The organism is Intrasporangium calvum (assembly GCF_028446585.1).
Classification (GTDB): Bacteria; Actinomycetota; Actinomycetes; order Actinomycetales; family Dermatophilaceae; genus Intrasporangium; species Intrasporangium calvum_A.
This window is the reverse complement of the sequence record NZ_JAPFQL010000056.1, coordinates 1-23,944: the sequence shown is the minus strand read 5'-3', so window position 1 is coordinate 23,944 and position 23,944 is coordinate 1. Positions and strand designations below refer to the sequence as shown.

General features: G+C 71.6%; 20 protein-coding genes. 11 read left to right on the top strand and 9 right to left on the bottom strand.

Annotated features, from left to right (window positions below):
• The 5 genes from OO014_RS13060 to OO014_RS13040 form a co-directional block, all read left to right on the top strand.
• The coding region (locus OO014_RS13060; protein WP_272462762.1) for a type II secretion system F family protein at nt 1-699 on the top strand (699 nt) is incomplete at its 5' end.
• Complete coding sequence (locus tag OO014_RS13055) at nt 696-1,385, top strand: type II secretion system F family protein (protein WP_272462761.1); 690 nt, start codon at nt 696-698, stop codon at nt 1,383-1,385. The genes OO014_RS13060 and OO014_RS13055, both read left to right, overlap by 4 nt.
• A 57-nt stretch (nt 1,386-1,442) precedes the next feature.
• Nucleotides 1,443-1,679 carry a DUF4244 domain-containing protein gene (locus OO014_RS13050; RefSeq protein WP_272462760.1) on the top strand — a complete coding sequence of 79 codons (237 nt, stop codon included), beginning with the start codon at nt 1,443-1,445 and terminating at the stop codon, nt 1,677-1,679.
• A 44-nt stretch (nt 1,680-1,723) separates the two neighbouring features.
• Nucleotides 1,724-2,053: a TadE family type IV pilus minor pilin gene (locus OO014_RS13045; protein ID WP_272462759.1), complete on the top strand. Its 330-nt coding sequence runs from the start codon at nt 1,724-1,726 to the stop codon at nt 2,051-2,053.
• On the top strand, nt 2,050-2,457 hold the full coding sequence (locus tag OO014_RS13040; protein ID WP_272462758.1) for an Rv3654c family TadE-like protein: 408 nt from the start codon (nt 2,050-2,052) through the stop codon (nt 2,455-2,457). The genes OO014_RS13045 and OO014_RS13040 overlap by 4 nt, the downstream gene beginning before the upstream one ends.
• Before the next feature lie 64 nt (nt 2,458-2,521).
• Here OO014_RS13040 and OO014_RS13035 read toward each other — a convergent pair whose 3' ends face one another.
• The 8 genes from OO014_RS13035 to OO014_RS13000 all read right to left on the bottom strand — a co-directional run bounded on the left by OO014_RS13035 (nt 2,522) and on the right by OO014_RS13000 (nt 13,025).
• Nucleotides 2,522-2,986 (bottom strand): RrF2 family transcriptional regulator, encoded by a 465-nt coding sequence (locus OO014_RS13035; protein ID WP_272462757.1) that lies wholly within the window; start codon nt 2,984-2,986, stop codon nt 2,522-2,524.
• Between the two features lie 195 nt (nt 2,987-3,181).
• On the bottom strand, nt 3,182-4,192 hold the full coding sequence (locus tag OO014_RS13030) for a sulfate/molybdate ABC transporter ATP-binding protein (protein ID WP_272462756.1): 1,011 nt from the start codon (nt 4,190-4,192) through the stop codon (nt 3,182-3,184).
• The gene (cysW, locus tag OO014_RS13025; protein WP_272462755.1) at nt 4,189-4,995 is read right to left on the bottom strand and encodes a sulfate ABC transporter permease subunit CysW; all 807 of its coding nucleotides are present in this window, start codon (nt 4,993-4,995) and stop codon (nt 4,189-4,191) included. Before cysW ends, OO014_RS13030 begins: the two co-directional genes overlap by 4 nt.
• On the bottom strand, nt 4,992-5,879 hold the full coding sequence (gene cysT, locus OO014_RS13020) for a sulfate ABC transporter permease subunit CysT (protein WP_272462754.1): 888 nt from the start codon (nt 5,877-5,879) through the stop codon (nt 4,992-4,994). Before cysT ends, cysW begins: the two co-directional genes overlap by 4 nt.
• Before the next feature lie 8 nt (nt 5,880-5,887).
• Nucleotides 5,888-6,922 carry a sulfate ABC transporter substrate-binding protein gene (locus tag OO014_RS13015; protein WP_272462753.1) on the bottom strand — a complete coding sequence of 345 codons (1,035 nt, stop codon included), beginning with the start codon at nt 6,920-6,922 and terminating at the stop codon, nt 5,888-5,890.
• A 158-nt stretch (nt 6,923-7,080) separates the two neighbouring features.
• Nucleotides 7,081-7,410 (bottom strand): hypothetical protein, encoded by a 330-nt coding sequence (locus tag OO014_RS13010; RefSeq protein WP_272462752.1) that lies wholly within the window; start codon nt 7,408-7,410, stop codon nt 7,081-7,083.
• 109 nt (nt 7,411-7,519) lie between these two features.
• Complete coding sequence (locus OO014_RS13005; RefSeq protein WP_272462751.1) at nt 7,520-10,525, bottom strand: S8 family peptidase; 3,006 nt, start codon at nt 10,523-10,525, stop codon at nt 7,520-7,522.
• 136 nt (nt 10,526-10,661) lie between these two features.
• A complete protein-coding gene (locus OO014_RS13000) occupies nt 10,662-13,025 on the bottom strand; it encodes a DEAD/DEAH box helicase (protein ID WP_420485512.1) in 2,364 nt (787 codons plus the stop codon).
• 143 nt (nt 13,026-13,168) lie between these two features.
• On the opposite strand from OO014_RS13000, the gene OO014_RS12995 reads away from it, so the two are divergent.
• From OO014_RS12995 to OO014_RS12975, 5 genes are all read left to right on the top strand, one after another.
• Entirely contained in the window at nt 13,169-13,552 is a 384-nt protein-coding gene (locus OO014_RS12995; RefSeq protein ID WP_272462749.1) for an STAS domain-containing protein, read from the top strand.
• 29 nt (nt 13,553-13,581) lie between these two features.
• Nucleotides 13,582-15,153 (top strand): DUF7059 domain-containing protein, encoded by a 1,572-nt coding sequence (locus OO014_RS12990; protein ID WP_420485511.1) that lies wholly within the window; start codon nt 13,582-13,584, stop codon nt 15,151-15,153.
• 119 nt (nt 15,154-15,272) lie between these two features.
• On the top strand, nt 15,273-15,932 hold the full coding sequence (locus OO014_RS12985; protein ID WP_272462748.1) for a TetR/AcrR family transcriptional regulator: 660 nt from the start codon (nt 15,273-15,275) through the stop codon (nt 15,930-15,932).
• Between the two features lie 70 nt (nt 15,933-16,002).
• The gene (locus OO014_RS12980) at nt 16,003-17,733 is read left to right on the top strand and encodes an ABC transporter ATP-binding protein (protein ID WP_272462747.1); all 1,731 of its coding nucleotides are present in this window, start codon (nt 16,003-16,005) and stop codon (nt 17,731-17,733) included.
• Complete coding sequence (locus OO014_RS12975) at nt 17,733-19,760, top strand: ABC transporter ATP-binding protein (RefSeq protein WP_272462746.1); 2,028 nt, start codon at nt 17,733-17,735, stop codon at nt 19,758-19,760. Before OO014_RS12980 ends, OO014_RS12975 begins: the two co-directional genes overlap by 1 nt.
• Here OO014_RS12975 and OO014_RS12970 read toward each other — a convergent pair.
• The gene (locus tag OO014_RS12970; protein ID WP_272462745.1) at nt 19,738-20,772 is read right to left on the bottom strand and encodes an NAD-dependent epimerase/dehydratase family protein; all 1,035 of its coding nucleotides are present in this window, start codon (nt 20,770-20,772) and stop codon (nt 19,738-19,740) included. The two genes, OO014_RS12975 and OO014_RS12970, sit on opposite strands and share 23 nt — an antisense overlap.
• Before the next feature lie 168 nt (nt 20,773-20,940).
• On the opposite strand from OO014_RS12970, the gene OO014_RS12965 reads away from it, so the two are divergent.
• Nucleotides 20,941-23,944, top strand: a 3,004-nt coding sequence (locus OO014_RS12965; protein ID WP_272462744.1) for a glycine--tRNA ligase, incomplete at its 3' end; no start/stop codon positions are given.

The window sequence follows — 23,944 nt, the reverse complement described above, 5'->3', positions numbered from 1 at the left end:
GCGCCCGGTGGCGCAGACAGCGCGCGCGGCGCGCCGCGGTCCCTGCGGGAGCTGTGGAGTGCCGACCCCGTCGAGGTCATGCGGGAGTGGCGGCGACGTCGCCGCGCCCCGTCGACCGTGGACGGCGCCCTGAAGCTCCTCGAGGGGGTGGCGCCGGCCCTCGAGGCAGGCCTGACACCGGCCGTGGCCCTGCGGCTGTCCGGGGCGGCGCTCGGGAGCGGCGCTGATGCGTCGACCCTGCGCATGGTCGACGAGGTGACCCGGGCCGGTGAACGCGGTGATCCCGTCGCCCGCGTCTGGCGCTCGTGGGCCGAGGCCGGCCGATCGCCCGATCTGCGTTTCGTCGCCGCTGCCTGGCAGCTCTCCGAGATGACCGGCGCGCCACTCGCCGAGGCGGTCCACCGTGCCGTGTCGTCGTTGCGCGAGGCGCGGGAGCGGACCCGGCGCGTGCACGTTGCAGTGGCCGGACCCCGAGCGACCGTGGTGGTGCTCACCCTGCTGCCCTTGACCGGACCGCTCTTCGGGCTGGCGTGTGGAGTCGGCCCGGCGGAGCTGTACCTCGCGTCGCCGTTGAGCGCTGCGGCGGCATCGCTCGGGCTGGCGCTGATCTGGGCCGGACGCCGCTGGTGCCGCCGGCTCGTCGAGTCCGTGACCGCGGTGGGTGGCACCAGCGGATCCGAGCGCCGGAGTCTGGCATGACCGGGCCGATCCTCGCGGGGCTCCTGGTCGCTGTGGCCGTTCTGGTGGTGCCGGGAGGCCGGCGGGGAGCGGAGGCGGCCGGTGAGCCGGCTGCGGCCGAGGGAGTGGGTCTGAGTCGGTTGGCGGGTGCTCCTGGGTCGCCGGAGTGTGCAGCGTCGGCGGGTGCTGTCGATGCGGGGTCGGCGGGGTCGGTGCTGGTCGGCTCGGCGGATGCGCAGACGGAGCTCACCCCGACCGAGGACGACGCCGCAGCAGCCCTGGTGCTGCTCGCGTTGGGCTACCGGTCCGGGCTGCCCACCTGGGGTGTGCTGGGCGCGGTGGCGGATGTCGTGGCTGATCCCGACCCCGCCGAGTGCTCCGCGGTGGCTCGGGACCTGCGGCAGGTGGCAGCGGCCCTGCGTTGGGGAGCATCCGACGACGAGGCGTGGACGTCCGTCGGAGCGGTCTGGTCGGGCGCCGCCCGGGCGGTGGCCATCGCGCACCGTGCCGGCATCCCGCCCGGTCCCTTGCTCCTCGCTGCGGCGGATGACCTGCGCAAGGCATCGCTGGAGCGGACGGAGCTGGCGGCTGCCCGGGTCGGCGTCAAGCTCGTCGCCCCGCTCGGTCTGGTGCTGCTGCCGGCGTTCTGCCTGACGACGGTCGTGCCCCTCGTCCTGGCCCTCGGTCGCCAGCTGCTGACGGGGTGAGGGCGCACAGAGTCCTCGCGGCGGCCGCCGCGAGTCATGAAGGAGGAAGGAAGTCTGGTGACTGAACGGATGAGGAAGTGGGTCTCAGGGCCGATCCGGAGGTGGGCCCGGCTGTTACTGCAGGGTCGGGACGGCGCAGCGGCACCCGAGTCGGGCATGTCCACGTCGGAGTACGCCGTGGGCATCATGGCGGCCTGCACATTCGCCCTGGTGCTGCTCGGGGTGGTGCGGTCCGACGTGGTCCGCAGCGCCCTGACCGGGATCGTCCAGAGCGCTCTGGGCCTGGCGGGTTGATGTTCGGGCGGCACGCTGCTGCGGGCCGTGGGCGTGACCGAGGGATGGTGACGGCCGAGCTGGCCGTCGCCATCCCGGCGGTCGTCCTGGTCCTGGTCATGTGCCTCGCGGGCCTCGGAGCCGCCGTCGATCAGGTGCGGTGCGTCGACGCCGCGCGGGCGGGGAGCCGGGCGGCTGCTCGGGGGGACAGCGTGGCCCGGGTCGAGGAGGTGGCCCGCCGAGGTGCGCCGGCCGGGGCTGCGGTCTCGGTGTCCCCGCTCGGGGGCGACGCCATCGTGACAGTGCGGGCTCGCGTCGGCGGCTGGGGCGGCTTCCTGCCGTCGTGGACGGTCAGCGCTACCGGACGTACTCCGGTCGAGCAGGAGACAGGGTGACTGTGTCGGTCGTTCGGTGGATGCGGGCCCGGGGCCATCTGCGCGGTGACTGCGTCGAACGGGGTTCGGGCACTGTGCTCGTCATCGGTGTCGTGGTGGCCGTGCTGGTCCTGACGACGGGAGGGCTGCTCATCGGGGGCGCGGTGGTGGCCAGCCATCGGGCGCGCCTCGCTGCCGACCTCGCCGCCCTCGCCGGGGCCGCCCTCTTGCGTGACTCCGCGCTGCCGGACCGGGCCTGCGCGGGCGCCGGCCGGGTCGCCGCGCTGAACGACGCACATCTCGTCTCCTGCAGCGCGGCCGGCCTCGAGGTCGAGCTCACCGTCACCGTGCGGGCACCGGGCTGGTCAGAGCAGGCGCGAGCGCGGTCCAGGGCCGGCCCGGCGACCGAGCCGCCACCACCCTGAACAGCAGACGAAGCCGAGCTGGTGGCAGGAGCCGGCCCTGGGAGGTCACCGCGTCGCTGGGTGCTCAGCGACTGCGCCAGGCGTCCGGAGCGGTGAGCAGCTGGCGCACCGTCTCCGGCAGGTCGCCGGTGCGCAGCGCCTCGAGGGAGGTGCCGTCCAGGACCTCCCGGAGACTCGCCCGGACGGCGACCCACAGGCTCGGCAGGTGCAGGGCGACACCGCCGTAGGAGGTCTCGTGGGGTCGCAGCCCGCGTACCTCGGCGAGCGGACCGTCGACGGCACGGAACACCTCACCCGCGCTGATCTCCCCCGGGGGTCGAGAGAGGGCGTAGCCACCGAGGGCACCCCGGCGGCTGAGCACGAGGCCGGCCCGGCGCAGGTCGGCGAAGATCGCCTCGAGGAACTTGCGGGGGAGGTCCTGTTGCGTCGCGAGCGTGTCGATGCTGACCGGCCCGGATCCCCTGGCCGCCGCGTCGGCGAGGATCAGCATCGCCCGGATGGCGTAGTCGACGCGTGCGGAGATGTCCATCACCCGGACCCCCCGGAGCCGGGACGAGTCCGGCGCTCCGGGGTGACGAGGTGTCGTCCCCTCGCCACCCCGGCGTCCTCGACGGAGTCGAGGAACTGGACCGGACGCCGTGGCGTGCTGTCGGCGGCTACCGTAGTGCCCGACCGCAGCATCCGGCCAGCCCCTCGGTGCTGCGAAGTGAATGGCTGGGCCATCTCAGATGGCCAGCGCGGGATCGTGGTCCACGACGCTCGACCGGTGCGCCGCCCGGGCGCTGACGGGCTCCCCGTCTCGCAGCTCGAGCCCGTCGGCATCCCGGCGGGTGATCTGGGCCGCGAAGCGTTCGCCCGAGTCCGCTCGAAGGTCGACGCGCACCTCGAAGCCGAGCCGCACGACCCGCTCGACGACGGCCCGGATGACCCCAGGGGATCCGGCCACCTTCGCGTCCTCGGCGACCGCCAGGGCATGGTCGCGCTCGAGGATGATGTCGTGCGGTCGCACGAGTTGCTCGCCCAGCTGGGAGACGGATCCGAGGAACGACATGACGAAGTCGTTGGCCGGCCGGTCATAGAGCGCGACGGGGTCTCCCACCTGCTCGATCCGGCCGTGGTTGAGCACGGCGATCCGGTCGGCGACGTCGAGGGCCTCTTCCTGGTCGTGGGTGACGAGCACCGTTGTCACGTGGACCTCGTCGTGCAGGCGCCGGAGCCAGGTGCGCAGGTCGGTCCGCACCTTGGCGTCGAGCGCGCCGAAGGGCTCGTCGAGGAGCAGCACCTCCGGGTCGACGGCCAGGGCGCGGGCCAGGGCCATCCGCTGCCGCTGCCCACCGGAGAGCTGGGCGGGGTAGCGGTGGGCGAAGCCCTCGAGGCCGACGACGGTCAGCAGCTCGTCGACCTTGGCGTCGGTCTCGGCCTTGGGTCGCTTGCGGATGGTCAGCCCGAAGGCGACGTTGTCACGCACGGTCAGATGCTTGAACGCCGCGTAGTGCTGGAAGACGAAGCCGATACCGCGCCGTTGTGGCGGCTCGTGGGTCACGTCCCGCCCGGCAATGCGGACGACCCCCGAGTCGAGGGACTCCAGTCCGGCGATGGCCCGCAACAGTGTCGACTTGCCGCTACCGCTCGGGCCGAGCAGGGCGGTGAGGGAGCCGCTGGGGATGTCGAGACTGACGTCGTCCAGCGCGGTGAACGTGCCGAACTCCTTGCGGGCACCGGTGACGGTGATCATCGTTCGCTCCTCTTGCGGTCGAGGACGGTCATGAGCAGCAACACGACGAGCGCGATCCCCATGAGGACGGTCGCAGCGGCGTAGGCGCCATAGGTGTTGTGGTCGTCGATGTAGCGGGCGTGGACGAGCAGGGTGAGCGTCTGCGATACGCCGGGAAAGCCGGACGACACCATGATCACGGCGCCGAACTCCCCGAGCGCCCGCGCGACGGTGAGCACCACGCCATAGGTGAGCCCCCAGCGGATGGCCGGCAGGGTGATCCGCCAGAAGGTCTGCCAGGGCGAGGCGCCGAGCGTGGCGGCGGCCTGCTCCTGCTCCGTGCCGATCTCGTGGAGGACCGGCTCGACCTCTCGGACGACGAACGGCAGCGTGACGAAGATCGTCGCGATGACCATGCCCGGCAGCCCGAAGATCACGGTGAGTCCGGCCCGGTCCAGGGCGCCGAACCACCCGTCGGCGCCCCACAGCATGATGAGCGCCACGCCGACGACGATGGGCGAGACGGCGAACGGGAGGTCCACCACCGCCTGGAGCAGGCCGCGTCCGCGGAAGCGTCCCCGGACGAGGGCGAGGGCGGTGACGATGCCGAAGGCGACGTTGAGCGGCACGACGATCGCGACGATGAGCAGCGACAGGTTGATCGCGGCCTGGGCTGCGGGCGTCGACACGGAGGCGATGAACGCGCCCAGCCCCGGTGCGAGGGCGCGCCAGAGGATCGCGACGATCGGGACGGCGATCAGGGCGAGGAGGTATCCCAGGGCGACGGTGCGCAGGGTGAGCCGCGTCCTTCGGGTGGTCCTCATGGCGCGCGCTCCTCACGCCGCTGGCTGCGGCTCGACAGCACCCGCAGGACGAGCAGGGTCGCGAAGGCGATGAGGAGCAGGGCAACCGAGACAGCGGCCGCGTTGACCGGCCGGTCGGTCTCGATCTGCTGCTGGATGTACTGCGAGGCCACCTGGGTCTCCCGCGGGATGTTGCCACCGATGAGCACCACGGAGCCGTACTCGCCGATGGCCCGCGCGAAGGCCAGTCCGGTGCCGCTGAGGATGGCCGGGCCGAGGGTGGGCAGGACGATCCGGCGGAACGTCGTCCAGTTCGAAGCGCCGAGCGACGCCGCGGCCTCCTCGACTTCCCGGTCCGCCTCGATCAGGACCGGCTGCACGGAGCGGACGACGAAGGGCAGGGTGACGAAGGCGAGCGCGACGACAAGTCCCCAGGTCGTCGCGTTGAGCTGCACACCGATGGGGCTGCCCGGGCCATAGAGGGAGAGCAGCACGATGCTCGCGACGATGGTGGGCAGGGCGAACGGGAGGTCGATGAGGGCGTTGACCACGCCCTGCCCCGGGAAGGAGTCGCGGACGAGGACCCACGCGATGAGCGTCCCCATCACGGCGTTGACCGCGGCGACGATGGCCGACACGGTGACGGTGATTCGGAGCGAGGCGAGCGCGCCCGGTGCCGTGATGGCCTCCCAGAAACCGCCGATCCCGTCGCCCAGCGATGCGACCGTCAGGGCAGCGAGGGGCAGGAGCACGATGATGCTGAGCCAGAGCGTCACGACGCCGACGCCGAGGGGTCGCACGCCGACCGTCCGCCGCCGTCTGGGTCCCTCCGGCGTCGGCGTCGTCGAGGGGGCACCCCCGTTGGCGGCGGCCTCTCGGTCCAGGGTCCTCGGCTCGGCGGTCACCGCGGCCCTCACTGTGTCGCCGCGTCGTAGATGGCGGCGATGGCACCGCTGTCCTGGTCGAACAGGTCGGCGTCCACGGACGTCCAGCCACCGAGGTCCGCGATGGTCCACAGCTGCTGCGGGGCAGGGAACGTGGTGGCGAACTCCTCGCGGACCTGCTCGTCGACCGGCCGGAACCCGGCGGCGGCGAGCAGGCGCTGTGCCTCGGGGGCGTAGAGGTAGTCGACGAAGGCCTGGGCCACCTCGCGATCCGGCCGGTCTTCGATCACCGCAACCGGGTTGTCGATCCGGAAGGTCTGGGGCGGCGTGACGTGCTCGACCGGGTCTCCGTTGCGCTCGACGAAGAGGGCCTCGTTCTCATAGCTGAGGAGCACGTCGCCACGACCTTGCAGGAAGGCCTCGGTGGCCTCCCGGCCGGACTTGGGCTGGATCGACACGTGCTCGCGGACGAGCTCGCTCACGTAGGCCAGGCCGACTGCCCTGTCGGCGCCGCCCCGGCTCTTGACCGCGTAGGGCGCCAGGAGGTTCCACTTGGCGGAGCCCGAGGAGAACGGGTTGGGCGTGACGACCTCGATCCCGGGCTGGAGCAGGTCGTCCCAGTCGGTGATGCCCTTCGGGTTTCCGTCGCGGACCACGAGGGTGACGACCGAGCCGAACGGGACGCCGGCGTGGTCAGCTGCGGCCCAGCCCGGAGCGACGAGACCCGCGTCGACGAGCCGGGTGAGATCCGGCTCGACGGAGACGTGGACGAGGTCCGCGTCGGCCCCCGCCGCGACCTTCCGGCTCTGGTCGCCGGACGCGCCGTAGCTCTGCTGCACGGAAACGTCGGCTCCGGCGGCGGTCCGTTGGAACGCCGGGACGACTGCGTCGTAGGCGGGCTTGGACACGGCGTAGGCGAAGAGACTGAGCGTGTGCGTGGCCGTCACCTCGCGCTCGGGGCCCGGGGCGACGACCTCATCGCTGGAGCCCGCGCCGGTGCACGCCGCGAGAGCCAGGCTCGACAGGATCGTCAGGGCCAAGGCGGCAGGGCGGGGGCGGGACATCGACTCTCCTTCACGTCGGACAGCGGGCACAGTCCTGGTCCGTGACTGGGAGTTTTCAATAGTTCCAAGTTATCGGTCAAGAAACTATTGCTTATGTCTCAGAGTGTGGGTCCGCCCGGTTGAGCCGGTGGTGTGTCGCCGGTCGTATGCCGCTGGGCTCAGTCCGCGCGGGACAGTGACCGCACGCGCAGGCGGGGTCCGACCTGGGTCGACGAGACCTCGTCGAGGAGATCTCCGCTGACGGTGACGAGGGCACGCGGGTCGGCCTCGACGGACCACCCGTCGGGCAGCACGAGCTCCCACGTCGCTCCGTCGGCGTCGGTGATCACCAGGGGGCCGGTCTCGACGTCGGCCCGGCTGACCGTGCCGGTGACGACGAGGTCGTAGGAACGTGGCCTTGCGGTGGCCTCGAGGGTGCGCTGGAGGTGGTCACGCAGCTCGTCCGCTCCGGGCAGTCCCGACTCCGGAGCGGGGCCGTCGCTGGGCAAGCCTTGACTGGATCGCTCCGGCCGCCGCCCGGGCAGACGCGAAGCGGGGAGACCCCGGCCGTGGCCGGGACCTCCCCGCTTGCTGCGACTCATGCGGTCCGCGTCCTCGTCAGGGGACGTCGACCCGCACGATGGTCGGGTTCGGCATGCCGTCGGCGCCCGAGTAGGCGACCGAGCCGAGCCACTTGCCTGACGTCAGGCCCGAGAAGCCCAACGTCACCTTGGCGGACTGGCCCAGTGTGGCGGTCGCGGGAGCGTTCACCGTCATGTTGCCTTCGGCGGTCGAGCCCACAAGCCACGTGTGCAGCTTGAAGGGCGAGGTGCCGGCGACGCCCCAGCCCTGGACCACCACCGTGTAGGCGCCGGCAGCCGGGTTGAGCAGGTTGACCTGCTCGGCCGACGTGCCGGAGCCGCTCGAGCCGACATTCTTCTTGTCGGCGTCGAAGACGCACAGGTCGATGTCCGTCCCGGCTGCCACGTCCGCGTCGAACAGGGCGAAGCGGGCGTAGGTCGTGCCGGCCGGCACGGTGACCGGGACCAGCTGGGCGTTCGGCGAGCTCAGCGAGCACGTCGAGTCCGTCGGGTCGTCGGCCACGGTCCCGCTCGTCACAGCCGCAGGCACGAGGCCACGGGCCGAGGCGGAGAAGTCACCCGAGTAGCCGAAGGTGATGTCGTAGCTGGCGCCGCTGGCGTCAGCCTTGACCTCACCCGGGGCGGCCAGCGCCACGGGACGCACGACGATGGGCGAACGCACCGTCGTCTCGCCGCTCGTCCAGACGAGGTGACCGCCGGTGTAGGTGTTGAGCGGGGCGTCCTTCCGGGTGATCGTGACCGTGAAGGACTTGGTCTCGCCGGCCGCAACCGTCAGGCTGCTGGGCGAGACGACGACGTCGAAGCCGGGCAGCGTGGCGGAGGCCTGGTAGGTCGCCGTGGCGTCCCCGACGTTGGTCACTCGGCGGGTGATCGTCTCGGAACCGGCGAGAGCACCGCTGGCGATCGAGGCCCCGTTGAACTGGGTGGGGTCGGTCGAGTAGCCCCGGCTCACCAGGGTGTTGCAGGTGCCGGCGCCCACCGCGGAGGTCGTGCCACAGAGGAAGGCGAGCCAGTCGTTCCAGCTGCTGTCGTAGACCAGGCCGGGCGTCGCCGCGGCGTTGGGAGCAACGTGCCCGGCGCCCTGGCGGAACGCCTTGTCGGCGATGCTGGTCTCGTCCTTGACGTCGTAGCCCGTCGTCATGAGCGCGCTCTTGATCGCCATCGGCGACCAGCCGGGCTCGAGGTCGCGCAGCAGGGCCGCGAGACCCGCGACGTGCGGGCTCGACATCGAGGTGCCGGAGATGGCGTTGTAGGGGTAGCCACCGTTGGTGACCGGGGTGTAGGCCGCGAGGATGTCCTGGCCGGGCGCGATGACGTCCGGCTTGAGCAGGTCACCGCTGCCGGCGCGCAGCGGGCCGCGCGACGAGAAGCCGGCCGTGTAGGGGGCGGGGGCGTTGAGGTCGAGCTGGGCGGCGTTGATCGTCGCCGTCGCCCCCTCGGTCGCAGCGTAGGCCTTGACCGCCGCACGCTCGGTCGACTCGAGGTGGATCGACGGGATCGTGTGCAGGTCCGCGTTGACCCCGATCGGGGACGTGTTGACGAGGACCATGCCCACGCCGCCGGCCTCCTTGACGGCCAGACTCTTGTTGGTCCGGGCCGTCGCGCCACGGTCGCAGAGGACGATCTTGCCCGCGACCTTGGCCGGGTCGAGGACGTTGCCACCGTCGGCGCTGGAGTAGCAGAGCGCCACCTTCGTCGGGTTCGCGCCGGGAAGCCCGGCCGTCGTCGAGTCGATGAACGGCGCCGTCACGGCCTGCGCCGCCAGGGAGGCGCCCTGGTAGGTGGCGCCGTTGCCCAGCGTCACCGAGCCGTGGCTGGCCCGGTTGTGCGTGCCGGCAGCCACCGTGGTGATCCACGGCGACGGGTGGGCGACGGTCGAGGCGGTAGGGCCGCTGTTGCCGGCGGAGGCGGCGACGAAGACGCCGGCCCGAGCCGCGAAGAGGAACGCGATCTCGGCGCCGTCGGCGAAGTTCGTCTGCGAGCCGCTGATCGAGTAGTTGATGACGTCGACACCGTCGGCGACCGCCTGGTCGATGGCGGCGACGAGGTCACCGCCACGCCCGCTGGCCGTGTCACCGGTCTCGGTGGACCAAAGGGCCTTGTAGGCCGCGATGCGGGCACGCGGTGCGATGCCGCTCATGCCCTCCGGGGCCAGCGCGGCGGCGATGCCCGGAACCGGCACATTGTGGTTGCCGCCGGACGTGCCGGCCGTGTGGGTGCCGTGACCGTTGTAGTCACGGGCGGAGTTGAACTCCCACGGACGCTCCTTGTCGATCCCGGCGTCTCCACCCCAGCTCTGGTTGAAGTGCCGGGCCGAGACGAGCTTCTGGTTGCAGTCGCTGCCGTCCCACTGCTCCGCCTCGGCGCACTTGCCGTGGAACCCCTTGGGCATCTTCTGGTAGGCGCGCCTGGCGCCGGGGGCGAACGACGGGGTGCCGGTCGCGTCGATGCGGTCAGCGAAGGACACGTGCTCAGGCCAGATGCCGGAGTCGATGATGCCGATGACCACGTTCTCGCCGGCGCTCTTGGAGCCGCCGAGCTGCTCCCACAGGCCGCCCTTCGCCGTCAGGCCGAGGAACTCCGGGGTGGAGGACGTGTCGATCGTGTAGGTCTGCTCCTTGTTGACCGCCAGGATCCCGGGTGCCTTCGCCAGCTCCTGCGCCTGCGACGCGGTCAGCTTGGCGGCGAAACCGTTGAACGAGAAGGCGTAGTCATAGATCTTGGAGCTCTTCGCCCCGACCCGGGCGAGCGCTGAGTCGTGCTTGGTCTCGAGGTGGGCGACGTACCTCTTGACTGCAGACGACTCGGGGTCGACCTTCTCCCCCTTGGCGGGGCTCGTCGCGGCGTAGCCGGGGATCTTCCCGTCGTACGCAACGACCGGCAGGTCAGCCATCTGGACGATGTAGGTCCCGCCGGTGCTCGGTGACGCGGACTCGGTGATCGCTGCATCGGCAGCGCCGGTCCCGGCCATCGCGAGCGCAACTGGCACGGCCGTGACCGCGCCCAGCAACCTTCGCTTCAATTCTTCTCCTGTGGTGAGTTCCCCTGGCGAGGGCGACGCATGAGGGCTCCACGTCGCTGGCGGGAACGATAACCCCGGAATCGGACATTGGGGAGGGGTGTGCGATGACTTGTGCAGCTATCGCAATCTGCCCGGTCTAGCCGAGGTGACTGAGAGTCAGGTCGAGCAGGGCGACGGCCCCCACCTTGTCGAGCGGCTCGTTGCCGTTGCCGCACTTGGGGGACTGGATGCAGGCGGGACAGCCCGCGGCGCACTCACAGGACGCGATGGCCTCCCGGGTGGCCCGCAGCCACTCCCGGACGCGGCGGAAGCCCCGCTCGGCGAAGCCCGCCCCGCCCGGGTGGCCGTCGTAGATGAGGACGGTGGGGAGCCCGGTGTCGGGGTGGAGCGCGGTGGACACCCCGCCGATGTCCCAGCGGTCGGCCGTCGCGAAGAGGGGCAGCATTCCGATGGCCGCGTGCTCCGCCGCGTGGGCCGCGCCCGGAAGGTCGACCTCGGCGACGCCGGCCGCGGCCAAGGAGTCGACGGGCAGGGTCCACCACATCGCCTTCGTCGCGAGCGACCGGGGCGGCAGGTCGAGGGGGTGCTCGCCCAGGACCTCGCCGCCGGGCAGGCGACGCAGGAAGGAGACGACCTGGTGCGTCACCGTCACGTGGCCGAAGGAGCACCGGAGCGGCCCGCGCTCCACTGCCTCGAGCTCGCGGACGATGCTGAACTCGCTGACCGACTGGGCGTGGGTGGTCCAGCCGGGGTCGCCGCGCACCGCGAAGGCGGCGTTGTCCTCGAGGTCGAGCTCGGTGACGACCCACGTCTGGCCCTGGTGGAGGTGCACCGCGCCGGTGTGGACCTGGGCGTGGGCGGACGCCTCGTCGACGGTGCCGACGACCCGCCCGGTGCGGGTCTCGACGATGTGGACCGGCTCGCCCGCGCCGCGCAGCGACAGGTGGTCGGCCGGGCGGTCCTCCCGGGCCCAGAACCAGCCGCGGGGGCGCTTCTTGAGGATGCCCTTGGCAACGAGGGCGTCGAGCAGGGGCCCCGTCTGCGGACCGAAGACGTCGAAGTCGGCCACGGTCAGCGGCAGCTCCGCCGCGGCCGCTGCGAGGTGCGGACCGAGGACGTGCGGGTTGTCGGGGTCGACGACGGTCGCCTCGACGCCGCGGCCGAAGATGCTCTCCGGGTGGTGCACCACGAAGGTGTCGAGCGGGTCGTCGGCCGCGACGAGCACCGCCAGCGACCGGTGTCCCGTGCGACCGGCCCGCCCGGCCTGCTGCCACAGTGAGGCGAGCGTGCCCGGCCAGCCCGCCAGGACGACCGCGTCGAGGCCGCTGACGTCGACGCCGAGCTCCAGCGCGTTGGTCGCGGCGATGCCGACGAGCCGGCGGGACCGCAGCGCGCGCTCCAGCTCCCGACGCTCCTCCGGCAGGTAGCCCCCGCGGTATGCCGACACACGGGGGCTCCGCCCCCGTGGACCCCCGGACCGCCCCTCGGCCGGGGACTCGCCCAAACGCTCTCGGGCGACGTTCGCCACCACTTCGACCCCGGCGCGGGACCGGGCGAAGGTGGCCGTCTGGACGTCCGCCTCCACGCACTGCGCCAGCAGGTGCCCGGCCTCCGTGAGCGTGCTGACCCGCTTGGGCTGCCCCTGCTGGTCGGCGACGAGCGGCGGCTCCCAGAGGGCAAAGGTCATCGGCGCACGAGGAGAGCCGTCCTCCGTGACCGAGCCCAGCGGCATACCGAGAAGTCGGGAGGCGTGGACGGACGGGTCGGCGACCGTGGCTGAGGCGAAGACGAACGTCGGCGTCGCACGGTAGCGCGCGACGACCCGCCGCAGCCGCCGGAGCACGGCGGCCAGGTGCGCGCCGAAGACGCCCTTGTAGACGTGGCACTCGTCGACGACGACGTAGCGCAGCGCGCGGAGGAACGACGCCCAGCGGTCGTGGCCGGGCAGCAGGGAGTGATGGACGAGGTCCGGGTTGGTGAGCACGACGTTCGCGTGGTCGCGGATCCAGCGGCGCTCGTCAGTGGGCGTGTCCCCGTCATAGGTGGCCGGCCGGACCGCGGGCAGCGCCAGGCGCGTGATCCGGTCGAGCTGGTCGGCGGCGAGAGCCTTCGTCGGCGCGAGGTAGAGCGCGGTGGCGCCGCGGCCGTTCGGCGCGCGGGAGCCTCCCGTGACGTCGGTGAGGACCGGCAACAGGTAACCGAGGCTCTTGCCCGACGCCGTGCCCGTGGAGACGACGACGTGCTCACCGCGGTGGGCGGCCTCGGCCACCTCGACCTGGTGCCGCCACGGCCGCTCGATCCCCGAACCCACGAGAGCCCCGAGCACCGTCGGGTCGACCCAGTCCGGCCACTCCGCGAACTGCGCCGGGCGCGCCGGGACCTCGTGGACGTGGAGCAGGCGCTCCGGGTGGTCTCCGACGAGACGGTCAAGCAGCGCCTGCGGGTCGAAGGCGCGGTCGTGCTCGACCCCGGCGTCGAGCAGCGCCGGGGGTGCGTTCATCAGCGCGTCTGACCCGTTCATGTGGAGCAACCGTACGTCGCCGGGGTACCGTTACGGGCGACCCGGGCATGGTACTCCCGAGGTCGGGGAGACACAGTGTCGTTGCGGGGGCAACGAACGGACAAAACGGGAAGGGGCCACAGGTGGATCTGTCGATCACCAGGGCCGACCACGGTGACCACACCGTGGTGCACCTCGGTGGCGAGATCGATGTCTACACGGCACCGTTCGTCAGGGAGAAGCTCGACGAGCAGATCCATGCCGGACGCGCTGATCTCATCGTTGACCTGAGCGAGGTCACGTTCCTCGACTCGACGGGGCTCGGGGTTCTCGTCGGGCGCCTCAAGTTCGCGCGGACACGGGGCGGGTCGCTGCGGCTCGTCGGCACCTCCGAGCGGGTCCTCCGGGTCTTCGCCATCACCGGACTGGACAAGGTCTTCGACATCCACCCGGACCTCGAGTCGGCGCTCGCCACCCCTGACGGCGGCGAGGCGCCGATGCCGCCCGCCTCCAGCGCCCACCGCTGACCGGTCGAACGTCGGGCCGGTCCGACCCCGTGATCGAGCACCCCGTGCTGTCGCCCCCCACCCCGGTGGCCTTCCCGACCCTCCTCACCCGGCTGCGCGCTGACCTGACCGCAGCCGGCTTCACTGTCGATGGCGTCGCCGAGCGGCTCGGCCCGGTCGCCTCCGCGGCCCTGCATCGGGAGCAGTCGCTGCCGGCGCTCCTGGCGACCGAGACCGGCAACGGCTCGAGTCCTCCCGGCGGTGGCCTCGGTGGTGGCCCCGATGCGTGCGCGGTCCTGATCCGACTCTTCACGCTGGGCCGGCCCGTGCCACGCCCGGACGTCGAGGCCGCGCTCCCGAGACTCATGGTCGTGGGAGCCGTCGCGCTGCGCCTCGTCCGCGTCGAAGGGGATGAGGCGGCGGCAGGCGACGTCGTGGCGACGTGCGACCTGCGCCCCTACGCCGACGACACCCACGACTGGTGGGTCGCCTCCGACCTCTCCGAGATCGCGACCCGCGCGCCGCTCCGGCCCGACCACGTCCTCGGCGTCGGCGGGGCCTCGACCACGTTGGCCTCGTGGACCATCCGACGGCCGGTCGACCGGGTGCTCGACCTGGGCACCGGTTGCGGCGTGCAGGCGCTGCATCTGGCCGGGCACGCCAGGTCGATCGTCGCCACCGATCTCTCCGAGCGGGCGCTCGAGTTCGCGCGTTTCAACGCAGCGCTGGCGGGCCTGGAGCTCGACCTCAGACGCGGTGATCTGCTCGATCCTGTTGCAGGAGAGCGGTTCTCGCTGATCGTCTCCAACCCGCCCTTCGTCATCACCCCTCGCGCCGACGACGTCCCGCTCTACGAGTACCGCGACGGCGGGCGCTCCGGCGACGCCATCGTCCGGTCGCTCGTCCGTGGCGTGCAGGACGCCCTGGAGCCCGGTGGCGTCGCGCAGTTCCTCGGCAACTGGGAGGTGCCGCGCGGCCGCACCTGGCGCGACGTCTGGGCTGCGTGGCTGGACGGCGTGGCGCTCGACGCCTGGGTCGTCCAGCGCGAGACGCAGGATCCCGCCGAGTATGCCGAGCTCTGGAGCCGCGACGGAGGCGTCGTGCCGGGGTCGCCCGAGCACGAGCGTCTCGGCGCGGCCTGGCTGCGCGACTTCGCCTCTCGCGATGTCGAGGCGATCGGCTTCGGCGTGGTGACGCTCCAGCGGCCACTGACCGACCGGCAGCCCTGGCGCTCGCTCGACGAGGCCAGCGGCCCCGTCGCCGCACCGATGGGCCCGGTGGTCGACGCCGGGCTCCGGGCCCGCACCTGGCTCGCCGAACACAGCGACGAGGACGTGCTCGGCATCGCGTGGTCATGCGCAGCGGACGTGACCGAGGAGCGCCACGGCCGTCCCGGTGCCGAGGACCCGTCGGTGATCCTGGTCCGGCAGGGTGGCGGGCTGCGTCGCGTCGTGCAGGCGGGCACGCTGCTGGCCGCCTACCTCGGGGTCGCGGACGGCGAGCTGACGGCGGGTGCGGCGCTCGAGGCGATCGCGACCGTGCTCGACCTGGACCCGACCGGGGTCCGCGCCGAGCTCGTCCCGCAGATCCGCGACCTCATCGCCGACGGCCTCCTCGTCTGAGTGCTCGGGGCGCCTCGCCCGGCAGTCGAAGAGTGAGTGGGCTGGGACCGAGCCCAGCGGCATACGGGCTCTGATCTGGGCACTTGTGAGTGAGTGAGCACTCACTCATACTCGACACCATGGGTACGACGACGAGCGGGCGTGCGGCTCCCCTGGCTCCGGAGGATCGGCGCGAGGCACTGACCCGGGTCTTCATCGCGCTCGCCCGCGAGCACGGCCGCGTGCCGACCACGAGCGAGATCGCGCGGGCCGCAGGCGTCGCCGAGGGGACGATCTTCCGGGTGTTCCCGAGCAAGGACGCCCTCCAGTCGGCCGCCGTGGAGTCCGCTTTCTGCCCTGCGCCGGCCCGCCGGGACTTCCTCGCCATCGACCGGTCCCAGCCGATGCGCGAGCGGCTCGTCGACTTCGCCACCACCCTGCAGCAGCGGGTCCGCGACGTGCTCGACCTCATGCGGGCGCTCGGGCTCAGCCAGCCGCCCCCGCTGGAACGCCACTCCGCCTGCCTCGGCGCCGGCAAGCACCTGAGATCCGAGCCCGCCGAGTCGTGCGAACCACTGCACCACGACCACTTCGAGGACGTCCTCGACCTCGTCGACCCGGACGACGTGACGGTGACCCCGCACCAGCTGCTGCACCGGATCCGGCTGCTCAGCTTCTCCGGCAGCCACCCGGGCATCTCCCACGGCGAGCTCCTCACGCCCGAGGAGGTCGTCGACACCGTGCTCTACGGCGTCGCCTCCGGCCGCGCCCGCAAAGCGAACGACCCTCACCATGCGTGAATCCCTGGCGTCGAGCCGGTCGAATCCGCCGATCCGACTTCGCGGCCGACCCCGAACCGAAAGGCACCCGATGCTCCTGCGACTCCTACGGAGCCACCTGCGGGACTACCGCGGCGAGATCGCCATCATCGTGCTGCTCCAGCTCGCGAGCACGATCGCCTCCCTCTACCTGCCCAGCCTCAACGGCGAGATCATCGACGACGGCGTCGCCAAGGGCGAGACCGACTTCATCATGAGCCACGGCGCGCTCATGCTCGGGGTGAGCGTCGTCCAGATCGCCACCGCGGTCGCGGCGACCTTCCTCGCCGCTCGCGTCGCGATGGGCATCGGACGAGACCTGCGGGCGCGCGTCTTCGACACGGTCATCGACTACTCGGCCCAGGAGGTCGCGCGGTTCGGCGCGCCGACGCTCATCTCGCGCAACACCAATGACGTCACCCAGGTGCAGACCGTGCTCTTCATGGGGTTCGCGATCCTCGTGTCGACGCCGATCATGATGTTCGGCGGCATCATCATGGCGCTGCGCGAGGACGTCGGCCTCTCCTGGCTCGTCGCCGTCGCCGTGCCGCTCCTCGGCGTCTTCGTCGCGACGGTGATCTGGCGGATGATGCCGTGGTTCACCCGGATGCAGACCTCGCTCGACGGGGTCAACCGGGTCCTGCGCGAGCAGATCACCGGCATCCGCGTCGTGCGGGCCTTCGTCCGCGAGGACCACGAGGAGGCGCGCTTCGGCTCGGCCAACGCCCAGCTCACCGAGGCGGGCCTGCGCGTCGGCCGGCTCATGGCCCTCGTCTTCCCCGTCGTCATGTTCATCTTCAGCATGTCGACGGTGGCGGTGCTGTGGTTCGGCGCCTACCGCGTCGAGAGCGGCGCGATGGAGGTCGGCTCGCTGACGGCCTTCCTCGCCTACCTCGTCCAGATCCTCATGGCCGTGATGATGGCGACCTTCATGGCGACGATGATTCCGCGGGCGGCCGTCTCGGCAGGGCGCATCGTCGAGGTGCTCGACACGACCTCGTCGATCGCCCAGTCGGTGCAGCCGATCCCGATCCGGGTGGCCAGAGCCGGCGTCGAGCTGGTCGACGTGGAGTTCCACTACCCGGGCGCCGAGCATGCCGTGCTCAACGGGATCACCTTCGAGGCCCGGCCCGGCGAGACGACGGCGATCATCGGGTCGACCGGCGCCGGCAAGACGACGTTGCTGGGTCTCGTGCCACGCCTCTTCGACGTCCGATCGGGACGCGTGAAAGTCGGCGGCGTCGACGTGCGCGACCTCGACCTCGACGCGCTGTGGGCCCGCATCGGCCTGGTCCCGCAGAAGCCCTACCTCTTCACCGGCACGGTCGCGAGCAACCTGCGCTACGGCAACCCGGAGGCCACGGACGACGAGCTGTGGGAGGCTCTGCGGATCAGCCAGGCGGCCGACTTCGTCGAGCAGCTCGGCGGCCTCGAGACCGTTATCGCCCAGGGCGGCACCAACGTCTCCGGCGGCCAGCGGCAGCGACTCGCCATCGCCCGTGCCATCGTCAAACGCCCGGACATCTACCTCTTCGACGACTCGTTCTCGGCGCTCGACCTGTCGACCGACGCCCGCCTCCGGGCCGCGCTCCGGCCGGTGACCCGCAATGCCACGGTCGTCATCGTCGCCCAGCGTGTGTCGACGATCATCGACGCCGACCACATCGTCGTCCTCGACGACGGGCGCATCGTCGGCCAGGGCACGCACGGCGAGCTCCTCGAGACGTGCGAGACCTACCAGGAGATCACCCTGTCCCAGCGCGCTGCGGAGGAGGTGGCCTGATGGCAGAAGGAGTCAAGACCGCCGAGGAGAAGGCAGCCGAGGCCCGGCGCGGGCCGACCCGACGTGGTGGGCCGCCACACATGATGATCGGCCAGCCGGGCGAGAAGTCGCTCAACTTCCGGCCGTCCGCGAAGCGCCTGCTCGGCCTGCTGCGCCCGGAGCACGGCAAGGTCGTCGGCGTCGTGGGCCTCGTCGTCGTCAGCGTCTTCCTCAGCGCGATCGGGCCGAAGATCCTCGGCCGCGCCACTGACCTCATCTTCGGCGGGTTGCTCGGGCGGCAGCTCGGCCAGAACGTGCCACCGGGCACGACCACCGAGCAGGTCAGCGCCGGACTCCGAGCCAGCGGGCAGGACAACCTCGCCGACATGCTCGACCGAGCCGGCGTCGTCATCGGCCAGGGCATCGACTTCGGGGCCGTCGCCGACGTGCTGCTCCTCGTCACCGGGCTTTATGTGGCCTCGTCCCTGCTGCTCTGGGTGCAGGGCTGGATCCTCCAGGGCGTGCTCGCCCGCACGATGTACCGCCTGCGCCAGGACGTCGAGGCCAAGCTCAACCGGCTGCCGCTGCCCTACTTCGACAAGCAGCCCCGCGGCGAGATCCTGAGCCGCGTCACCAACGACATCGACAACGTCAGCATGTCGCTCCAGCAGACGCTGTCACAGCTGCTCAACTCGCTGCTCACCGTGATCGCGGTGCTTGGCATGATGTTCTGGATCTCCTGGGTCCTCGCGCTCATCGCGCTCGTGACGATCCCCGTCTCGATCCTCGTCACCGCCCTCATCGCGAAGCGCTCGCAGAAGCTCTTCGTCCAGCAGTGGCGCAACACCGGCGAGCTCAACGGCATCGTCGAGGAGACCTACACCGGCCACGGCCTGGTCAAGGTCTACGGGCGGCAGCAGGAGACCGAGGCCCGCTTCCGGGAGAAGAACGACGAGCTCTTCGGTGCCGCGTTCGGGGCGCAGTTCGTCAGCGGCATCATCATGCCGGTCATGATGTTCATCGGGAACCTCAACTACGTCGTCGTCGCCGTGGTCGGGGGCCTCAAGGTCGCTTCCGGGTCCATGAGCCTCGGTGACGTGCAGGCCTTCATCCAGTACTCGCGCCAGTTCACCCAGCCGCTGACGCAGGTGGCCTCGATGGCCAACTTGCTCCAGTCGGGCGTGGCCTCGGCCGAGCGGGTCTTCGAGGTCCTCGACGCCGACGAGCAGGAGCCCGAGGCCGCGACACCAGACGTCATCGACAACCCCCGGGGCGAGGTCGCCTTCGAGGGCGTGTCCTTCTCCTACACGCCCGACCAGCCGCTCATCGAGGACCTCGACCTCACGGTCCGGCCGGGCCAGACGGTCGCCATCGTCGGCCCGACCGGAGCAGGCAAGACGACCCTCGTCAACCTCATCATGCGGTTCTACGAGCTCGATGCCGGCCGGATCACCCTCGACGGCGTGGACATCCGTGACCTGACCCGGCACGGGCTGCGGTCCCGGATCGGCATGGTGCTGCAGGACACGTGGCTCTTTGCCGGGACGATCCGCGACAACATCGCCTACGGCCGCCCCGACGCGACCGAGGAGGAGGTGCTCGCTGCCGCGCGCGCCACCTACGTGGACCGCTTCGTCCACTCGCTCCCGGACGGCTACGACACCCTCCTCGACGACGAGGCCTCCAACATCTCTGCCGGTGAGAAGCAGCTCATCACCATCGCCCGGGCCTTCCTCTCCGACCCGGCGCTGCTCATCCTCGACGAGGCGACGAGCTCGGTCGACACCCGGACCGAGCTGCTCGTGCAGCACGCGATGCGGGCGCTGCGCTCCGACCGGACGAGCTTCGTCATCGCCCACCGGCTCTCCACGATCCGCGACGCCGACCTCATCCTCGTGATGGAGCACGGCCGGATCGTCGAGCAGGGGTCGCACGCCGAGCTGCTCACAGCCAAGGGGGCCTACGCCAGGCTGTATGCCGCTCAGTTCGCGGGTGCCGCCGCCGACCTCGACGACGTGGCGGAGGTCACCGGCCCCCCGGTCGGCTGAGCGTGCCCTCCACGGGGCGCGGGCGGAGCCGGCCGGGGAGGTGACCGGCCTCGACGAGCCAGGTCAGCGTGTCGCGGATGGTCTCCTCGAATGGCCGCGGCTCCAGGCCGAACTCCTTCCGCGCTGGTGTGTCGTCCAAGCGGGTGTCCCGCGCGATGGCCTGGATCCCGTCGACCTCGGCGGGGAAGTGCCAGCGCTTGCTCGTCACAGGGTCCAGCGACTCGAGCGGCTTCGCCATGAGGAGTGTGAGTCTCTCGCCGAGGTCGACGTGCGGCCGGTGCCGCCCGATGGCCGCCGCGACGGCGGCGTTCGTGTCGCGACCCGTGGCCTGGTGCCCCGGCACGACGTAGCGGCGGGGACCGCGACCGGGCTCCAGGCAGTACTGCACGAGGCCGGCGACGTCGCGGACGTCCACCATGTGCAGGCCGCCCTTCGTCCAGATGGGGAACAGCCCGCGCGCCACCCACGCGAGCCGGTTGTTGTTCTCGGACAGGTAGGGATCCAGGGGGCCGTACACACCGCCGGGATAGATGCTGACGACCGGAGCACCGGACACCTGGTGCCCGCGGGCGATCACCTCGGAGTCGATCTTGCTCCGGGCGTAGACCCCCGTGAGGTCCCCGATGGGCAGGTCGGGTCCGCTGCCGCCCCGCCGAATCAGCGCGATCGTGCTGGAGATGTGGATGACGGGGTCGGCGCCGGCGGCCACGGCTGCATCGAGGACCACGCGCGTCGCCGTGGTGTTGGTCTCGGCGACGATCGGGGCATTGCGAGGGCGCAGCGAGAAGATGGCGGCCGCATGCACGACGGCGTCGCACCCCTCCAGAGCGCGGGCCACGACGTCCGCGTCGCGCACGTCGCCCACCACCAGGTCCGTCGGGACGACCCCGTGGGGGGCGAAGGTGATCCCCACCTGCTCGGGTCGCCGCACGAGGAGACGCACCTCGTGGCCGGCTGCGAGGATCGCCGTGACGATGTGCGAGCCGACGAAGCCCGTCCCACCTGTGACCATGACCTTCACCGTTCAAGTGTCTCGCTCTGACCGGCCCGTCACGCGCCCTTCCCGAACTGTCCGCCTTGCCCGGGTTGGCTGGGAGGCCACGGGCGTGCGGGAGCGAGCTCAGCGGCATACGGGATCGGCGGTGTGAGTGGCACCCGACCACGCCGGTAACCTTGGCGGGTGCCTGACACCACCACGCTCACCGTCCAAGACGCCCTGCTCACGCTGCAGAAGTTCTGGACCGACCGAGGTTGCATGGTCGTCCAGCCCTTCAACACCGAGGTCGGCGCCGGGACGATGAACCCCGCGACGATCCTGCGCGTGCTCGGGCCCGAGCCGTGGCGGGTGGCCTACGTCGAGCCGAGCGTGCGGCCGGACGACTCGCGCTACGGCGAGAACCCCAACCGCCTCCAGCAGCACACGCAGTTCCAGGTCATCCTCAAGCCGGACCCGGGCAACCCACAGGAGCTCTACCTCGAGTCGCTCGAGGCGCTCGGCATCGACATCCGCGCCCACGACATCCGCTTCGTCGAGGACAACTGGGCGCAGCCGGCCATCGGTGCGTGGGGCCTGGGCTGGGAGGTCTGGCTCGACGGCATGGAGATCACCCAGTTCACCTACTTCCAGCAGGTCGGCGGGCAGAACCTCGACCCCGTCGCCGTCGAGCTGACCTACGGCGTCGAGCGGATCATGATGGCGCTCCAGGGCGTCACGCACTTCAAGGACATGGTCTACGCGCCGGGCATCACCTACGGCGAGGCGTTCGGGCAGAGCGAGTACGAGATGTCGCGCTACTACCTCGACGACGCCGACATCCAGACCAACCGCGACCTCTTCGAGCGCTACACGGCCGAGGCGCAGCGGCTCATCGACGCGCGGCTGCCGGTGCCCGCGCACACCTACGTCCTCAAGTCCTCGCACGCGTTCAACGTCCTCGACTCGCGCGGCGCCATCTCGACGACGGAGCGCGCCAAGGCCTTCGGCACGATGCGCCGGCTCGCCCGCGAGGTCTCCCGTCTGTGGGTGGAGCGCCGTGAGGAGCTCGGCTTCCCGCTGCTCGGCGCCGACCTGCCGCCGATGGAGGGTCGCGCGGTCATGCCGCCCGCGCGTGGGGTCGAGGCACCCGCTGAGTCGTATGCCGCTGAGCTGGCTTCGCTGGCCCCCGACGTCACGCGCCGGCTGGCTCTCGAGATCGGTGTCGAGGAGCTGCCGCCGCACGTCGTGCCGGAGGCGATCGAACAGGTGCGGCGTGGCCTGACCGACAAGCTCGGCGCCACGCGCCTGCCGCACGGGTCGGTCGTCGTGCACGGCACCCCGCGCCGGATCGTGGCGGTCGTCGATGGCGTCGGGGTCCACGAGCCCGACGCCGAGACGCTGCGCAAGGGTCCGAAGGTCGCTGCGGCGTTCGGTCCCGACGGCGCCCCGACGAAGGCTGCCGAGGGGTTCGCCCGCGGCCAGAAGGTCGACGTGTCCGAGCTGGTGCGGGCCGAGTTCGACGGTGCCGAGCACGTGGCGGTCCGGGTCCAGGAGACCGGGCGCGGCGTGCTCGAGGTCCTCGGCTCGATCATCGCCGACGTCGTGACCAGCCTGCGCGCCGACAAGAACATGCGGTGGAGCGACCCCGACCTCGCCTACAGCCGCCCGATCCGGTGGATCGTGGCGCTGTGGGGCGACACCGTGGTGCCGGTGACGGTGTCGGGGCTCCGGTCCGGGCGGACGACGTATGGCGAGCGGACCGAGGCCGGACCGCTCATCGAGGTCGAGAACGCCGACGTCCTGCTGCCCAAGCTCGCCGAGCGCGACTTCATCGTCGACCCGGCCGAGCGGCGCGAGAGCGTGGTCGCGCAGGCCCGTTCGCTCGCCGCCTCCGTCGGCGGCGTCGTCGACATCGAGGGTGAGACCGCGCTCGTCGACGAGATCACCAACCTCGTCGAGGCCCCGCACGGCATCCTCGGCTCGTTCGAGGCGCGCTACCTCGAGCTGCCCGAGCAGATCCTCACGACGGTGATGCGCAAGCACCAGCGCTACCTGCCGGTGCGCGCTGCCGAGGGTGGCCTGATGCCCCACTTCGTCACGATGGCCAACGGCGACTGCGACGACGACCTCGTCCGCCGTGGCAACGAGAACGTCCTGCGCGCGCGCTACGAGGACGCGGCGTTCTTCTACGCCGCCGACCTCAAGGTGCCGCTCGAGGAGCTCCGCGCCGGTATCGCCAAGCTGACCTTCGAGGAGCGGGTCGGCTCGATGGCCGACCGCGCCGACCGGATCCGCGATGTCGCCGCGGCGCTCGCCGAGCTCGTCGGGCTCGACGCGTCCGAGGGGGCCACCCTGGCGCGGGCCGGGCAGCTCGCGAAGTTCGACCTGGCCTCACAGATGGTCGTCGAGCTGTCGAGCCTCGCCGGGTTCATGGCCCGGGAGTACGCCCTCAAGGCAGGGGAGACCCCCGAGGTGGCGGCGGCGCTCTACGAGATGGAGCAGCCGCGCACGGCCGGCGGTGCCCTGCCGGCGTCGCGAGCCGGGGCGCTGCTCGCCCTGGCCGACCGGTTCGACCTGCTCATGGCGATGTTCGCCCTCGGCGCCAAGCCGACCGGCTCGTCCGACCCCTTCGCGCTGCGGCGCGCTGCGCTGGGTGTCGTCGGCATCCTCCGCTCCCAGCCGACGCTCGCCGGCCTCACCATCGAGCAGGGGCTGCACGCCGCCGCCGACCAGCTGCGGCAGCAGGGCCTCGAGGTGAGCCCCGAGTCGATCGCCGATGCCCTCGAGTTCGTGACCGGCCGGTTCGGGCAGCAGCTGCGCGAGGAGGGCGTCCCGTCGACGCTCGCCGGGGCCGTGCAGCCGCTTGCCGGCACGCCTGGCCAGGCCGAGGCGGCGCTCCGCGACATCGAGCTGGTCCGGCGCCGCGATGGGTTCGCCAAGCTCGTGGAGGCCACCCAGCGCATCACCCGCATCGTCCCGGAAGGCAACCCAGCGGCATACGACGCGGCAGTGCTGCGGGAGGACGCCGAGCGCGCGCTGCACGCCGAGGTCGACCGCCTCCCCGACCTCTCCGGGGGGACGCTCGTCGAGTGGGCCGACGCCGCGGTGGGCACGGTGCCCGCGCTCGAGCGGTTCTTCGACGCGGTGCTCGTCATGGCTGAGGACCCGGACGTGCGGACGGCGCGGCTCGGGCTGCTCCAGACCGTCG

Coding starts and splice junctions, on each gene's coding strand:
- OO014_RS13055 (WP_272462761.1), top strand. CDS start 696: ATGACCGGGCCGATCCTCGCGGGGCTCCTGGTCGCTGTGGCCGTTCTG.
- OO014_RS13045 (WP_272462759.1), top strand. CDS start 1,724: ATGGTGACGGCCGAGCTGGCCGTCGCCATCCCGGCGGTCGTCCTGGTC.
- OO014_RS13035 (WP_272462757.1), bottom strand. CDS start 2,986: ATGGACATCTCCGCACGCGTCGACTACGCCATCCGGGCGATGCTGATC.
- OO014_RS13030 (WP_272462756.1), bottom strand. CDS start 4,192: ATGATCACCGTCACCGGTGCCCGCAAGGAGTTCGGCACGTTCACCGCG.
- cysW (WP_272462755.1), bottom strand. CDS start 4,995: ATGAGGACCACCCGAAGGACGCGGCTCACCCTGCGCACCGTCGCCCTG.
- OO014_RS13015 (WP_272462753.1), bottom strand. CDS start 6,922: ATGTCCCGCCCCCGCCCTGCCGCCTTGGCCCTGACGATCCTGTCGAGC.
- OO014_RS13000 (WP_420485512.1), bottom strand. CDS start 13,025: ATGAACGCACCCCCGGCGCTGCTCGACGCCGGGGTCGAGCACGACCGC.
- OO014_RS12985 (WP_272462748.1), top strand. CDS start 15,273: ATGGGTACGACGACGAGCGGGCGTGCGGCTCCCCTGGCTCCGGAGGAT.
- OO014_RS12980 (WP_272462747.1), top strand. CDS start 16,003: ATGCTCCTGCGACTCCTACGGAGCCACCTGCGGGACTACCGCGGCGAG.
- OO014_RS12975 (WP_272462746.1), top strand. CDS start 17,733: ATGGCAGAAGGAGTCAAGACCGCCGAGGAGAAGGCAGCCGAGGCCCGG.
- OO014_RS12970 (WP_272462745.1), bottom strand. CDS start 20,772: ATGGTCACAGGTGGGACGGGCTTCGTCGGCTCGCACATCGTCACGGCG.